Below are 15,600 nucleotides of genomic sequence, written 5' to 3' on the forward strand. Positions count from 1 at the left end.
GTGCTGTGAGTGGGGCGATCGCGCCGGTCAGGCGGATTGCGTCTTCAGATCGGCGAAACCCTTGCCCTCGGCCGCCAGCCGGCGCAACAGCGGCGCCGGCTGCAGCGTCCCGTCGCCGGTTTCCGCCACCAACTGCTCCAGCCGCGCGACGATGGCGCCGAGCCCGACCGTATCGGCCCAGTACATCGGCCCTCCGCGCCAGGCCGGCCAGTTGTAGCCGTTGAGCCAGATCACATCGATGTCACCCGGCCGCGCCGCGATGCCCTCCTCCAGGATTCGCGCGCCCTCGTTCACCATCGGGTCGAGCAGGCGCGACAGGATCTCCTCGGTGGTGAAGCGGCGCCGCGTCACGCCCTGCTCTTCAGAGATGCGCGCGATCAGCGCCTCGACCTCGGGGTCGCGCTGCCCGCTGCGGGCGCCTTCCGGATAGAGGAAATAGCCGCGCCCGGTCTTCTGGCCGAACCAGCCGGCCTCGCAGATCGCGTCTGCCACGGCGGCCGTCTTGCCGCGCGCCTTGCGCGAGCGCCAGCCGATGTCGTTGCCCGCGAGATCGGCCATGGCGCAGGGGCCCATCTTGAAGCCGAAGCCGGTCAGTGCCGCATCGACCTCGTGCGGCAGCGCACCCGCGATCAGCAGCCGCTCGGTCGCGCGGGTGCGGGCCTCCAGCATGCGGTTGCCGACGAAGCCGAAGCCGTTGCCGACGACGACCGGCACCTTGCCGAGCCGGCGGCCCAGCGCCATCGCGCTCACCACCGCATCCTCGGCCACGCCCGCGGGGCGGACCACCTCGAGCAGCTTCATCACATTGGCCGGGCTGAAGAAATGCATCCCCAGCACGTCCTGCGGGCGCTTCGTCGCCGCCGCGATGGTGGGCACGTCGAGATAGGAGGTGTTGCTGGCCAGGATCGCGCCAGGCTTGGCGATGCCGTCGAGCGCCCCGAAGATCTGCTGCTTGACGCCCATCTCCTCGAAGGCAGCCTCGATCACGATGTCGGCTTCGGCGGCAGCCGCGAGACCGACCGCGGGCGTGATCAGGGCCAGGCGCTCGTCGCGTTTCTCCGGCGTCAGCGAGCCGCGCGTGACCGACATCTCGTAGATCGCCGCGACCCGGTTCATGCCGTTGTCGATCTGCGCCTGTTCCTGCTCGATCAGCGTCACCGGGATGCCCGCATTGGCGAAGCACATCGCGATGCCGCCGCCCATCGTACCGGCGCCGATCACCGCCGCCTTCGCGATCGGGCGCGGCTTCACTTCGGCGCCGATGCCGGGGACGCGGGCGATCTCGCGTTCCGCGAAGAAGACATGGCGCAGCGCAGCCGAGCGCGGATCGGCGACGAGCTTCAAAAACAGCGCCCGCTCGACCGCGAGCCCCTCCGCGAAGCCGAGATCGAAGGCCCCGCGCACGGACTCGATCAAGGCCGCAACGTTGGGCAGATCCGCCGACTTCTTCATCGCATCCGCGGCCAGCGCCTCGAAGGCCGCGCGATCGGCCGCCGTCAGCTTTGTCCGGGCCTCGCTGAGGCGCAGCGGCGCGCCCCGGCCCGCCAGCGTGCGCGCCTGCGCGACGGCGGCCACGATAAGATCCTCGCCCGTCACCGCATCGACCAGCCCGAGCTCCAGCGCCTTGCCGGCATTGACGGGCTCGCCCGAGAGCATCATCGGGAAGGCCTTCGCCGCCCCGATCAGCCGCGGCAGGCGCTGCGTGCCGCCCGCACCGGGGATGAGTCCGAGCTTGACCTCGGGGAGGCCGAGCGATGCGGCCGGCGCCGCGACGCGACCATGGCAGGCGAGCGCGACCTCGAGGCCGCCGCCGAGCGCAGCCCCCTGGATCGCCGCGACGACCGGCTTCGGACAGGCCTCGATCGCATCGAGCACGTCGGGGAGGTAGGGCGCGAGCGGCGGCTTGCCGAACTCGCTGATGTCGGCCCCGGCGATGAAGGCGCGGCCCGCCGCCGCCAGCACGATGGCGCTCACCGTCGGATCGGCGCCCGCCTCCGCGATGACGCGGGCGAGGCCCGCCCGCAGGGCCTGGCCGAGCGCGTTGACGGGTGGGCTGTCGATCGTCGCGATCGCGATCTCGCCCTGACGGGCGAGCCGGACGGTCTCCATAGGCATGCGTCCCTGCTGTGCCGGCGCTGGGGCGCGGCCGGTCGAGGGCGAAGGAGGACATGGCGGAGGTCCCCTTTGTCAAGCAGGCCGCACGCTTGACCCCCGGCGAAGCGCCATGCCAAGCCTGCCTCCGAGAGCCGGGCCCGGGAGCGTCGATCCATGGGACCCGGCCGGGCTTGAGGGATGGAGATCCGGGGATGACCAGCGCCGTTCTGACCGAAACCGTGGCGCCCGGCGTCCTGCAGATCACGATGAACCGGCCCGAGCGCAAGAACGCACTCGACCGCGCCAGCTATCTCGGCCTGATCGCGGCCTTCGCCGCGGCGGAAGCCGATGCCGACATCCGCGCCATCCTTGTCACCGGCACCGGCGGCTGTTTCACCAGCGGCAACGACATCCGCGATTTCGCCGCTTCCGCCGATGACGGCGCCCGCGTCGCGATGGATTTCCTCGGTGCGATCTCGACGGCGACGAAGCCGGTCGTCGCAGCGGTCGAAGGGTTCGCCGTCGGCATCGGCACGACCATGCTGCTGCATTGCGACCTCGCCTTCGCCGGGGCCGGCGCCATGTTCCGCATGCCGTTCGTCACGCTCGGGCTGTGTCCCGAGGGCGCGTCCAGCTATCTGCTGCCGCTCGCGGCGGGCTCCAAGCGCGCGGCCGAGCTGCTGATGCTGGGCGAGAGCTTCGGCCCGCAGGCGGCGCTGGAGGCGGGCCTGCTGAACGCTGTCCTCGCCGAGGGCAAGGCGCTGGAGGCTGCGCTCGACAAGGCCAAGGCACTGGCGGCGCTGCCGCCGCAATCGGTCGCGCTGACCAAGATGCTGCTCAAGCGCGGCCAGGCGGCAAGCGTCGCAGAGACGCTGATTACGGAAGCGCGCCACTTTGGCGAGCGCCTCCGCTCGGCCGAGGCCCAGGCCGCCTTCGCGGCCTTCCTCAAGCGCTGAGATCCGTCGGGAGGCCTGCGCCATCCCGACCCTGTCACCGCGAAGACGTCAGGCCTTCGCGTCCACCGCCGCTCGCGAGGCGCCGAAGGGCAGCGCCTTCCAGATCATGAAGGCCCATAGGCCCAGCGTCGCGACACCGAGCACGCCAGCGATCGGCCGCGACAGGAAGCCGATCAGCGATCCGTCCGCCTTGATCATCGACGACATGAAGTTCTGCTCCAGCATCTCGCCGAGCACGAGCCCGAGGATCAGCGGCGCGACCGGCACGCCGTGCTCTTCCAGCAGCCAGCCGAACACGCCCATCGCGACCATCAGCACCACGCCGTAGAGCGAGTTCGTCATGGCGTAGGAGCCGACGATGCAGAAGATCAGGATGATCGGCAGCAGGATGTTGCGTGGCACGCGCAGAATCTGCTTGGCCGACTTGATCGCCGCCCAGCCGAGCGGGAACATCAGGAGATTGGCCAGGATGAAGATGATGAAGACGGCGTAGATCAGTTCCGGCGTCTGCAGAAACACGCTCGGGCCGGGATTCATCCCCTTCATATAGAGCACGCCGATGACGATGGCTGTGATGGAATCGCCGGGAATGCCGAAGACGAGCGCTGGAATCCAGGCGGCCCCAAGGGCGGAGTTGTTGGCCGACGTCGAATCGACGATGCCCTCGATATGCCCCGTGCCGAATTTCTCCGGCTCCTTCGACGTCTTCTTCGAGACCGCGTAGGACACCCAGGCCGCAATGTCGGCTCCCGCACCCGGCAGGGCGCCGATGACGGTGCCGATCGTCGAGCCGCGCAGGAAGTTGAACCAGTACTTCTTGAACACGCCACCGACGCCGGTCATCAGGCTGCCGACGGCCTGGGCGATGACATGGCCGCCCTTCTCCATCGTCACGGCCCCGCGCAGCAGTTCCGAAACCGCGAACATGCCGATCAGCGTCGGGATGAAGTTGATGCCGGACAGAAGATCGACATTGCCGAAGGTGAAGCGCGGCTGCCCTGCGGCGGGGTCGATGCCGATACAGCCGATCGCCAGCCCGATGAACAGCGAGAGCAGGCCCTTCAGCGGATCGCCTGTCCCGATGAACACCGCGCAGGTGAGGCCGAGGCAGGCCAGCCAGAAATATTCGAACGACGAGAAGTTGATCGCGACCTCGGCCAGCACCGGCGCCAGCACGATCAGGATGATGACGCCGAAGATGCCACCCAGCACCGAGAACACCAGGTTGACGCCCATGCAGAGATCGAGCTGACCCTTCTTGGTCATTTCATAGCTCTCGTCGGCATAGGCGGCCGAGGCCGGCGTGCCCGGCATGCGCAGCATCGCGGCGGGGATGTCGCCCGCGAAGATCGCCATCGCCGTCGCAGTGACGATCGCGCCGAGCGCCGGAACCGGCGCCATGAAGAAGGTCACGGGCACCAGCAGCGCCGTCGCCATCGTCGCCGTCAGGCCTGGCATCGCCCCGACGAACATGCCGAAGAGCGCCGACCCCATGATGACCGCCAGAACGGTCGGATCGAAGACCAGCCCGAAGGCGGTGGAAATCGCGGTCATGCCGGTCTCCTCAAAGCACGCTGTCGAGGATGCCGCGCGGCAGCGGGACCCGCATGAGGCTGCCGAAGAAGTACTGCACCGCGATCGTCATCACGACCGCCACCACCACCGCCATGACCGGCCGTACCCCGAACCAGAGGAACAGGCCGAGCTGGATCAGGAAGGCGGTCGGCATGAAGCCGAGCGGTTCGGAGGCGAGAAGATAGAACACCATCGCCGCCAGCATCAGCGCGAAGGAGGCCAGACGCTGCGGGCGGCGGACCCAGTCGTCGAGCACCAGCAGCGGGCGCCCGCCGCTGCGCCGTTCGCGCAGCATCAGCAGCACCGAGAAGACGATGATCCCACCCCCGATGATCCGCGGAAACAGGCTCGGCCCGTATTTTTGACCGGGGAACGGCGGAAAGGTGAAGGTCATCGCGATCATCGCGCCTGCGAGCAGCAGGAACGCGGTGCCGACGACGGCGTCATTGAAGCGCATCGGACAGACTCTCTCGATATGGGAATTCGGCACGGCGGGTCGACGCCATGCCGATGGCGAGACAGCGACCGCGCGGCGCGCGGTCGCTGTCGCTGTCGTCGGAACCGTTACGCCGGCTTCTTCGCGAGGCCGGCCGCGCTCATGGCGGAGCCCATTGCCTTGTCGCCTTCGGCCATGAAGGCCGCGAAGCCCTTCTGGTCCTGATAGGTCATGCCGAAGCCGCGCGCGTTCATGAAGTCCTGGAACTCCTTCGAATCGAAGGCCTTCTTGAGCTCCGTCATCAGCGTCGCCTGGACGGCATCCGGCAGCCCCTTCGGCCCGGCGATGCCGCGCCAGGCGCCGACGGAGTAGTTGATGCCGAGCGTCTCGTTCAGCGTCGGCACGTCCTTGAACTGCGGGTTGCGCGCCTTGGCCATGATGGCGAGGGACTTCGCCTTGCCGGCGTCGATCATGGCGCGGGCCTCGGGCACCGAGCAGGTGACGATGTCGATGCCGCCGGCGGCGAGATCCTGCATTGCCGGGGCCGCGCCGTTGGAGGGCGCCCAGGCGACATGATTCGGCTTCAGGCCCATGGCCTGCAGCCAGCCGATCAGCGCGAGATGCCAGATGCCGCCCTGGCCGGTGCCAGAGGCCTTGAACTTGCCCTCGGGCGCGGCCTTGATCGCGTCAGCCAGGGCCTTGATGTCCTTGTAGGGCGAGTCGGCCTTGACCTGAACGCCCGGCGGATCCTCGTTCATCAGCGCCAGCGGGGTATAGCTGGTGGGGTTCAGCTCGGTCAGGCCCTGATGGTGCATCATGGTGATTTCCACCGTGATCATGCCGATCGTGTAGCCGTCCGGCGCAGCCGTCGCGATCGCCGAATGACCGACGACGCCCGAACCGCCGGTGCGGTTGACCACGTTGAAGGGCTGGCCGAGATTCTTCTCGAGGATCGCGCCGATGATGCGCGCGGTCGCATCTGTGCCGCCGCCTGCACCCCAGGGGCAGACGAGGGTGACGGGACGGCTCGGCCACTTGGCCTGAGCGATGGCGGGGGCTGCGATGAGCCCCGATGCGCCGACGGCGGCCGCCCCGGCGAGGACACTGCGCCTGCTGATGATGTCGCTCATTCGATTCTTCTCCCTAAATCGATTTAATCACTGAGCGCTCCTCATCGTCGACGGGGCGCTCTTGCGTGGACGGTTGCATCTGAACCGATTGTCGCGGCAGAGACAACTGCCTTGGCAGCAATTTCTACAAGGCGCAGGCGACCGGCAGGACCGACGCCGCCACCGTCTCGACGATGGCACCGGTGCTGAGGTCCCGGCCGGGCGCCACGGCGGCCCGCGGCGTCAGCCCGTTCCTGGCCGCATGATCCTGCAGTGCGCTCCCGTCGGCCACGGCGTAGCTGCGCTGGGGCGCCACGCCGGCGACGAGCACCTTGTCGGACGGATTGCCGGTAACGACCCCCGCCAGCCGCCCCTGCCGGTCGAAAACCGGAGAGCCGGCCTGCCCGGGCTGGAGCGGCGCCGACACGACCGAACCGGATCCGATCGTCAGGCCCTGCCCGGGCAGGGCGAGGGACACGCGCCGCCCGCCCTCGTCGCCGAAGGCCAGCAGGAGAAGCGGCTCGCCCTCGGTGAGGGCCTCCCGGCGCAGCGGCGGCACCGACAGCGCCGCCCCTCCCTGGACCTCCAGCAGCACGAGGCCGCCTTGGACCGTCCCGCGCAGCTGGGCCGGCCGGCCTGCGACCTGCAACGCGCGACAGCCCTCGATGGCGGCGGCGGCCGTCGCCACGACGCGATCGGCCAGCGCCACGGCGACGCCATGGCGTTGCGTCGGACGAAGCTGGAGGACTGCGGCAGCCGTCGCCGCCACAGGAGCCGCGGGAACGGACGCCACGGCCGAGGCGCCGGGCAACGGACCGCTCGGGAAAGGCTCGAAGCTCGACGCGATCGCGATCACCAGCTTGTCGACGGTGCCCGACAGCGCCTTGTCGTAGCCGATCGAGAAGCCGCGCAGTCCCGTCGGGCCGGCGGCGAGGCGGCGGTAGAACTTGCCGGTCGGCGTCTCGCCGGTGACGACGAAGAAATCCGGCCGCAGCAGCTTGTAGGTGATCTTGCGGCCCGGATTGTTCGGCGTCGGCGCTGTCGCCTTCTCGTAGACGGCCTCCAGCGTTTCCCCCGGGGGCGTCGCCGAAGTGTCCAGCGTGATCTTGCCGTCGGCGCTCTGCCAGCGACTGCCCGACGGCGAGACGTCCCGTTTCGGCAGGACCGCCATGGGGATACCGATGCGCAGGCCCGTGCGCTCGTCGGCGATCACGCGGAAGCCCGCCGCCTCGCGCGCCGCCTGCGCCGCCTGGGCGAGGCTGCGCCGCTCGGCCGAGGTCAGGATGCCGTCGGCCGCGCCCTTGCCGGCCTTGAAGGCGTTGATCGCACGGAAGGTGAGCGGCCCGTAGCTGCCGCTGACGGCACCGTTGAAGTGCCCGCTCCAGATCAGATCGGCCTGGATCGCCCGGCGCTCCGGCTCGGGCAGGCTCTCGAAACCGGCCTGGGCCGCGGCCAGCTGCGGATTGGCCGCGGGGGCGGGGGCCTGTGCAAGTGCCCCGGCGGACAGCGCCGCGCAGACAGGCAGCATCAGCGCCGCAGACACGATCAGACGCAACGAACGGGCTCTCATGATCGCCTCCCACCCCGACGGCCGGCATTGAGCGTCAGATCGACAGCCCCTGCAAGCGATTCCGGCAGCGCATCGCGGTCCGGCCAATGCCGCCCGCCCGCTCGCCGCGCGCTTTCGGATTGCGCCAATCGACGCCGGTGATAGCCTGCCGCCGCGACCACACCCGTCATCCGGTCTTGGCCCTGGGCAGCCGGAATGCGGGACGTCATCTGGAGGAAATGCCCATGCGCCTGTTGCCCCGCCTCGCGCTGGTTCTGGGCCTGAGCCTCGCCGCCCACCCCGCCTTCGCGCAGAAGGCCTATGTCCGCAACGACCTCGCCGCCGACGGCCAGCGGCTCGAAGAGCGCCTCAAGCGCGAGGTCTCCGCCGGCGCCCGCTCGGCCGCCGATCTGGTGCGAGCCGGCGAGGCCGCACTCGCCCGGGGCGATGCCCGCGCCGCCCTGCCCCAGGCCAATGCCGCCGTCGTCGCCGAGCCCGCCAGCGCGGCCGGTTGGCGCCTGATGGCGCGCGCCGCCAACGCCATCGAGCCGCGCGACTATCGCGAGCGCTGGGAATTGCGCGAGCGCGCCATCAGCGCCGCCTATCTCGCCTATCAGCGCGCCACGAGCCGCAATGACGAAGCCGCCTCGCTGGGCCTGCTCGCCCGCATCTTCGAGAAGAACGAACTCTGGCGCCCGGCGCTGACGACCTATCGCCTCAGCCTGGATCTCGTCGACAACGCCTCGTTGCGCACCGCCTATGAGGGCCTGCGCGAGCAGCGCGGCTTCCGCCTGACCGGCAACAAGGTCGATGCCGATGCCGCGAGCCCGCGCGCCTGCTTCGAGTTCTCCGAACCGCTGGCGCGCGGCCGTATCGATTTCGCCCCTTACGTCGCCATCTCCGGCGGCAAGGGCGATTTCGCCGTCACCGCCGAGGACCGCCAGATCTGCGTCGATGGCCTGCGCCATGGCGAGCGCTACGGCTTCGTCATCCGCCAGGGCGTGCCCTCGGCGATCCCCGACGAGAAGCTGCTGAAATCCGCCGATTACGAGGTCTATGTCCGCGACCGCACCCCTTCGGTGCGCTTCACCGGCAAGAACTACGTCCTGCCGCGCACCGGCCAGCAGGGCGTGCCGGTCGTCTCCGTCAATGCGGACAGGCTCGACCTCGAGGTCATGCGCATCGGCGACCGCAACCTGATCAATTCGGTCCATTCCGAGGATTTCCTCGGCCAGCTCGGCGCCTATCAGTCGAAGCAGATCGAAAACGATAAGGGCCAGCGCGTCTGGACCGGCTCGATGGAGGTCAAATCCGAGCTGAACAAGGACGTCGTCACCGCTTTCCCGGTGGTGGAGGCCGTCGGCGCGCTGAAACCCGGCGTCTATGTGATGTTCGCCAGGGCGAGCGGCGGCCGCGCACCCGCGCCATCCGACGGCGATGGCGACTATGACGACGGGACGACGCGCGCAACCCAATGGTTCGTCGTCTCCGATCTCGGCCTGACCTCCTTCTCCGGCCCCGACGGCGTGCATGTGCTGGTGCGCTCGCTCTCCGACGCAGCGCCCGTCGCCAATGCCGAGCTGCGCCTGCTGGCGAAGAACAACGAGGTGCTGGCGACGCTCCGCTCCGACGCCAACGGCTATGCCCGCTTCGATGCCGGCCTCGCCAAGGGCCAGGGCGGCAATGCGCCCGGCCTCGTCACCGCCTCGCTCGCCGAGGATTACGGCTTCCTCGACCTGAAGCAGACGGCCTTCGATCTTTCGGACCGTGGCGTGAAGGGCCGCGTCGCCCCGGCAGGTCTGGACGCTTATCTCTACACCGAGCGCGGCGTCTACCGCTCCGGCGAGACGGTTTATCTCACGACCCTGCTGCGCGATGCCCGCGGCGCCGCCGTCACCGGTCTGCCGCTGACACTCGTCGTCAAGCGGCCCGACGGCGTCGAGTATCGCCGCCGCCAGGTCGAGGACCAGGGCGCCGGCGGGCGCGCCCATTCGATCCCGCTTTTGTCAGGCGCCGCGACCGGCACCTGGCGCGTCCAGGCCTATGCCGATCCCAAGGGCCCGGCGATCGGCGAGGTCTCCTTCCTCGTCGAGGACTACGTTCCCGAGCGGCTCGAACTGACCCTGTCACCGAAGGCGCCCGTCCTGCAGGCCGGCCAGCCGGCCGAGATCGACGTCAGCGCGCGTTATCTCTACGGGGCGCCGGGCTCAGGCCTCGACGTGACCGGTTCGATGACGATCCGGGCCGCCGGCCAGTCGGCCATTCCGGGTTTCGCCGGCTATCAGGTCGGCCTCACCGACGAGGCCTTCGAGCCGGTCCAGTCCGAATTCGAGGAGAGCACCACGACCGACGCCGCCGGCAAGGTCACCGTGGCCAACCCGGTGGCGCAGCCGGAGACCAACCGCCCGCTCGAGGCCGAGTTCACCATCCGCGTCGGCGAACCCGGCGGGCGCGCCATCGCCCGCTCCGTCACCCTGCCGATCGTGCCCAAGGGCGCCGCCATCGGCGTGCGCAAGGCCTTCAAGGACGGCGAACTCGGCAACGGCCAGACCGCGACCTTCGACGTCATCATGGCCAATGGCGACGGCCGCCGCCTCGCGAGGGTCGGCGTGAAATGGACCCTGTCCAAGGTCACCCGCAACTATCAGTGGTTCTTCCAGGACGGCCGCTGGAACTATGAGGGCGTCAAGTCGACCCGCCGCGTCGCCGATGGCGAGGTCGCGGTCACGGAGGCCGCGCCCGCCCGCATCGCCGCGCCCGTCGAATGGGGCAACTACCGGCTCGACGTCGCCGCCGACGGACCGGACGCGACCGAAACCTCTGTCTCCTTCAGCGTCGGCTACGAGGCCGACAAGACCGCCGACACGCCCGACGTGCTCGATGTCATCATCGACAAGGCGGCTTACGCGGATGGCGAAAGCCTGAATGTCCGCCTCAGCCCGCGCTTCGCCGGCAAGGCGACGCTCGCGGTCATCACCGATCGCGTTGTCGATCTCCGCACCATCGACATCGCCACCGGCGGCACCACCGGCGGCACCACCGCGAGCATTCCGGTCAAGGCCGAATGGGGAGCCGGCGCCTATCTCGTCGTGCTCGCCCACCGGCCGATGGACGCCGCCGCCAAGCGCCTGCCCGGCCGGGCCATCGGCCTGTCCTGGTTCTCGATCGGCAAGGAGAGCCGCACGCTGGCGCTCGATCTCGGCGCCCCGCCTCTCGTGCGCCCGCTTTCGACGCTGTCGCTGCCGGTGAAGGTCACCGGCGCCCAGGCCGGCGAGGAGGCCTTCATCACGGTCGCCGCCGTCGACGTCGGCATCCTGAACCTCACCCGGTTCGAAAGCCCCGATCCGAGCAAGTTCTTCTTCGGCCAGCGCCAGATCGGGCACGAGCTGCGCGACCTCTATGGCTATCTGATCGACGGCATGCAGGGCACGCGCGGCGCGATCCGCAGCGGCGGCGACGCCGCGCCCTCCCTCGAAGGCGAGAAGCCGACGCAGGAGCCGGTCGCCCGCTATTCCGGCGTGGTCAAGGTCGGCCCCGACGGCATCGCGAAGGTCGATTTCGAGCTGCCGGCCTTCAACGGCTCGCTGCGCGTCATGGCGGTCGCATGGTCGGCCGGCCGCACCGGCCAGGCCAGCACGGAGGTCATCGTGCGCGATCCGGTGGTCGCGCAGGCGACGCTGCCGCGCTTCCTCGCCATCGGCGACCAGTCGCGCTTCCATCTCCAGATCGACAATGTCGAGGGCCCGGCCGGCCCCTATCTCGTCGATCTCGACATTCGCGGCCCGGTGCTGGTGCCGACCGACGCCACCCGCCGGACGATCCAGCTCGCCGCCGGGGCCAAGGCCCAGATGACGATCCCCGTCACCGCCGCCGGCCTCGGCCGTGCCGAATTCGATGTCCGCATCAGCGGTCCCGGCGGCGTCGGCACCGTGCAGAACCTCGCCGTCCGGGTGCAGCCTTCCGCGGCCACGATCGCCCGCCGGATCGTGCGCCCGATCCCCGGCAATGGCGGCGCGATCACCGTCTCGGCCGATCTCCTGGCCGATCTCGTGCCCGGCTCCGGCCAGGTCTCGGTCTCGGTCTCGCCGCTCGCTTCGCTCGACGTGCCCGCCTTGCTCAAGGCGCTCGACCGCTACCCCTATGGCTGCACCGAGCAGACGGTGAGCCGCGCCATGCCGCTGCTCCATGTCAACCGGCTCGCCTCGCTCGAGCATCTCGCACTCGACGCCAATGCCGATGAGCGAGTGCAGACCGCGATCGAGCGCGTGCTCGCCCGCCAGGGCGCCAACGGCTCCTTCGGCCTCTGGGGCGTCGGCGGCGACGATCTCTGGCTCGACGCCTTCACGGCGGACTTCCTGACGCGGGCCCGCGAGCGCCAGTTCCCGGTGCCGCAGACCGCCTTCAACCTCGCGCTCGACCGGCTGCGCAACCAGGTCGTCAACACCGGCGACATCGTCAAGGAGGAGGCGGCCGGCATCGCCTATGCCCTCTATGTGCTCGCCCGCAACGGCCGCCCGGTGATGGGCGACCTGCGCTACCTCGCCGACAACAAGCTCGCCGATTTCGCCACACCCATGGCCCGTGCCCAGATCGGTGCAGCGCTCTCGGCGCTCGGCGATCGCGGCCGCGGCCGCGCCGCCTTCGTCAGCGCGCTGGCCGGGCTGCAGGAGCGCGGCGACGACGGCCTGTCGCGGCCCGATTACGGCTCGCGCCTGCGCGACGGCGCCGCGGTTCTCGCGCTGATCGCGGAATCGGCCGGTGACCGGGCCGAGATCGGCCGCGCCGCCGCGATCCTCGACGGCGCCCGCAACGCGGCCCGCTCCACCTCGACGCAGGAGCAGGCCTGGATGGTGCTCGCCGCCCAGGCGATGGCGAAGGATGCCGAAGGCATGACGCTGACCGTCGACGGCACGGAGCGGAAGGGGCCGCTCTACCGCACCCTCTCCGCCGCGGCGCTGGAACAGAAGCCGCTGACGGTCGCCAACCCCGCCGCCGCGACCGCCCAGGCGGTCATCACCGTCGCGGGCATTCCGACCGGCGCCGAGCCCGCCCTCAACCAGGGCTTCGGACTGGAACGCGTGATCTACACGATGAAGGGCGAGAAGGCCGACCCGGCCCGGCTGCGCCAGAACGAGCGCTATGTCGTGGCGCTCACGGTCACCGAGCCGGCCAGCCGCTTTGGCCGGCTGCTCCTCGTCGATCCTGTCCCCGCCGGGCTCGAGATCGAGAACGCCAACCTGACCGAAGGCGCGTCTGTCGCCGGCCTCGACTGGCTGAAGCAGGAGGTCTACCCGGTCCATACCGAGGCGCGCGACGACCGCTACGTCGCCGCCTTCGAGCGTTCGGGCGGTAACGACCAGAAGCTCGTCTACACGGTCGCCTACATCGCCCGCGCCGTCTCGCCCGGGCGCTATGTGGCGCCTGCCGCCGTCATCGAGGACATGTACCGCCCCGACCACTTCGGGCGGACCGGCTTCGGCACGGTGGACATCGCCTCGGCGCGGTGAAGGCGTGAGCTCGCCCGTGTCCGGCGCAGGCGCCTCCCCTCCCCCTCGTGGGGAGGGGCTGGGGGTGGGGGGCGTCCCGCCAGGCGAGCGGCTCACGAATGATGCGCTGGATCGGCGCTCAGGGAGCGAAGAAAAGGACGATCTTGCCTTTGCGCCCCCCACCCCTGCCCCTCCCCACGAGGGGGAGGGGTCAGCGCCCGCTCGCTTCCGCACGCTGAAGATCGCAGCCGCAACCCTCGCCCTGCTCCTCGCCACCGCGACCGCCACGCTCCTCCACTACGCCGCCAACCTCCCGCCGCTCGACCTCGCGGCCGCGAGCGAGCGCTCGACCGTGGTGCTCGACCGCGAGGGCCGGCTGCTGCGCCCCTTCCTGACCGCGGACGGCCGCTGGAAGCTCCCGGTCGGCACGGGCGACGTCGATCCGCGCTACCTCGCCATGCTCAAGGCCTTTGAGGACAGGCGCTTCGACAGCCATGCCGGCATCGACCCGCTCGGGCTCGTTCGCGCCGCCGGGCAGATGCTGTGGAACGGCCGCATCGTCTCCGGCGGCTCGACCCTGACCATGCAGGTCGCGCGCCTGCTGGAGCCGCGCGAGGAGCGCAGCCTCGGCGCCAAGCTCCGCCAGGCGGTGCGCGCCGTCGAGCTGGAGCGGCGCTTCACCAAGACGGAGATCCTCGACCTCTACCTCACACTCGCCCCCTTCGGCGGCAATCTCGAAGGCTTGCGGGCTGCCAGCCTCGCCTGGTTCGGCAAGGAGCCGAAGCGCCTCTCGACCGCCGAGGCCGCCCTCCTCGTCGCCCTGCCGCAATCGCCCGAGACGCGCCGGCCCGACCGCTTCGTCGAGGCCGCCCGCAAGGCCCGCGACCGTGTGCTGGCGCGCGTCGAACAGGCCGGCCTCGCCACGGCTGCCGAGGTCGCGGCCGCCCGGGACGAGCCAATCCCCACGGCGCGCAAGCCCTTTCCGAACCTCGCTCCCCATGTCGCCGAGCAGGTCGTGGCCGAAGCACCGGCCGCCCGCAGCCATCGCCTGAGCCTCGATGCGCGGCTGCAGGCTGCGCTGGAAGCGCTGGCCCGCGACCGCAGCCTCGGCCTCAGCCCCCAGGTCTCGATCGCCATCCTCGCCGTCGACAACGAGACCGGCGAGATCCGCGCCTCGGTCGGCGGTGTCGATTATTTCGCCGCCGAGCGGGCCGGCTCGCTCGACCTGACGCGGGCGCTGCGCTCGCCGGGCTCGGCGCTGAAGCCCTTCATCTACGCGCTCGCCTTCGACAACGGCATTGCCCATCCCGAGACGATGCTGGAGGACCGGCCGGCGCGCTACGGTCTCTACGTGCCTGAGAATTTCGACATGACCTTCCAGGGCATGGTCTCGGCCCGCAAGGCGCTGCAGCTGTCGCTCAACGTGCCGGCGGTCGAACTGCTCTCGGCGCTGGGCCCGCAGCGCTTTCTGTCGCGGCTGCGCGATGCCGGGGTTGCCGTCGCCATGCCCCGGGAAGGTGGCGCGCCCGGCCTCGCCATCGGCCTCGGTGGTCTCGGCATCACCCTGCAGGACCTGACGCGCCTTTATGTCGGGCTCGCGCGGGGTGGGGATGTCGCGCCGTTGAAGGTGCGGGCGGAGGATGGGGGGGCGCCCTCGCCGCGCCTCGTCGAACCCGTCGCCGCCTGGTATGTCGCCGACACGCTGCTCGGCGCCCCGCCGCCGCTCAATGCCGTGCCCGGCCGCATCGCCTTCAAGACCGGCACCTCCTATGGCTATCGCGACGCCTGGGCGGTCGGATTCGACCGCAGGCATACGATCGGCGTCTGGGTCGGCCGCGCCGACAACGGCGCCGTGCCCGGCCTCGTCGGGCGCGTCGTCGCGGCGCCCATCCTGTTCGACGCCTTCGCCCGCCTCGGGCTGGATCCGCGCCCCTTCCCGCAGCCGCCCGACAGCATCGTCGCGACATCGGCCCATCTGCCGCCGCCGCTGCGCCATCTGCGCCAGGACGTGCCCAAGACCGTGGCCGCGATGACGACGCCGTCGCTGAGGCTCGCCTTCCCGCCCGAAGGCGCCCGAATCGATCTCTCCGCCTCAGCCGCCGACGGCAGGCCCGAGCTCAACCTCAAGGTCGCGGGCGGCGCGCCGCCTTACACCTGGCTCGTCGACGGGGCCCCGATCCTCAGCCCGACACGGCGTCGCGAAGCGGTCTGGCAACCGCCGGGCAAGGGCTTCCTGCGGATCTCGGTGATCGACGGCACCGGCGCCAGCGAAAGCGTCTCGGTGCGCCTGCAGTAGCAGCTGTACGTCATGCTCGGGCTTGACCCGAGCATCTCAGGGTTCGTGAACGACCCGACCGTGCCAGCGCGGCCTGAGATTCTCGGGTCTGCGCTTCGC

At 70.3% G+C, this 15,600-nt stretch carries 8 protein-coding genes; 3 read left to right on the top strand and 5 right to left on the bottom strand.

Annotation, left to right across the window (positions count from 1 at the left end; translation table 11 throughout):
- Positions 1–27 precede the first annotated feature (27 nt).
- Entirely contained in the window at positions 28–2,115 is a 2,088-nt protein-coding gene (locus BSY19_RS25865) for a 3-hydroxyacyl-CoA dehydrogenase NAD-binding domain-containing protein (RefSeq protein ID WP_069056676.1), read from the bottom strand.
- A gap of 191 nt (positions 2,116–2,306) precedes the next feature.
- Between BSY19_RS25865 and BSY19_RS25870 the strand changes: the two genes are divergently transcribed.
- Positions 2,307–3,050 carry an enoyl-CoA hydratase-related protein gene (locus tag BSY19_RS25870; RefSeq protein ID WP_069056677.1) on the top strand — a complete coding sequence of 248 codons (744 nt, stop codon included), beginning with the start codon at positions 2,307–2,309 and terminating at the stop codon, positions 3,048–3,050.
- Between the two features lie 48 nt (positions 3,051–3,098).
- Here BSY19_RS25870 and BSY19_RS25875 read toward each other — a convergent pair whose 3' ends face one another.
- The 4 genes from BSY19_RS25875 to BSY19_RS25890 all read right to left on the bottom strand — a co-directional run bounded on the left by BSY19_RS25875 (position 3,099) and on the right by BSY19_RS25890 (position 7,740).
- Positions 3,099–4,604 (bottom strand): tripartite tricarboxylate transporter permease, encoded by a 1,506-nt coding sequence (locus BSY19_RS25875; protein WP_069056678.1) that lies wholly within the window; start codon positions 4,602–4,604, stop codon positions 3,099–3,101.
- 10 nt (positions 4,605–4,614) lie between these two features.
- The gene (locus BSY19_RS25880; protein ID WP_069056679.1) at positions 4,615–5,082 is read right to left on the bottom strand and encodes a tripartite tricarboxylate transporter TctB family protein; all 468 of its coding nucleotides are present in this window, start codon (positions 5,080–5,082) and stop codon (positions 4,615–4,617) included.
- Positions 5,083–5,189: 107 nt separating this feature from the next.
- Complete coding sequence (locus BSY19_RS25885; RefSeq protein ID WP_069056680.1) at positions 5,190–6,191, bottom strand: tripartite tricarboxylate transporter substrate binding protein; 1,002 nt, start codon at positions 6,189–6,191, stop codon at positions 5,190–5,192.
- A 124-nt stretch (positions 6,192–6,315) separates the two neighbouring features.
- On the bottom strand, positions 6,316–7,740 hold the full coding sequence (locus BSY19_RS25890; RefSeq protein WP_069056681.1) for a serine protease family protein: 1,425 nt from the start codon (positions 7,738–7,740) through the stop codon (positions 6,316–6,318).
- 224 nt (positions 7,741–7,964) lie between these two features.
- Here BSY19_RS25890 and BSY19_RS25895 point away from each other — a divergent pair, with 224 nt between their 5' ends.
- Positions 7,965–13,226 (top strand): alpha-2-macroglobulin family protein, encoded by a 5,262-nt coding sequence (locus BSY19_RS25895; RefSeq protein WP_069056682.1) that lies wholly within the window; start codon positions 7,965–7,967, stop codon positions 13,224–13,226.
- Between the two features lie 214 nt (positions 13,227–13,440).
- Positions 13,441–15,501 carry a penicillin-binding protein 1C gene (gene pbpC / locus BSY19_RS25900; protein WP_069057398.1) on the top strand — a complete coding sequence of 687 codons (2,061 nt, stop codon included), beginning with the start codon at positions 13,441–13,443 and terminating at the stop codon, positions 15,499–15,501.
- Positions 15,502–15,600: the final 99 nt, after the last annotated feature.

It is taken from the genome of Bosea sp. RAC05 (assembly GCF_001713455.1).
Taxonomy (GTDB): Bacteria; Pseudomonadota; Alphaproteobacteria; order Rhizobiales; family Beijerinckiaceae; genus Allobosea.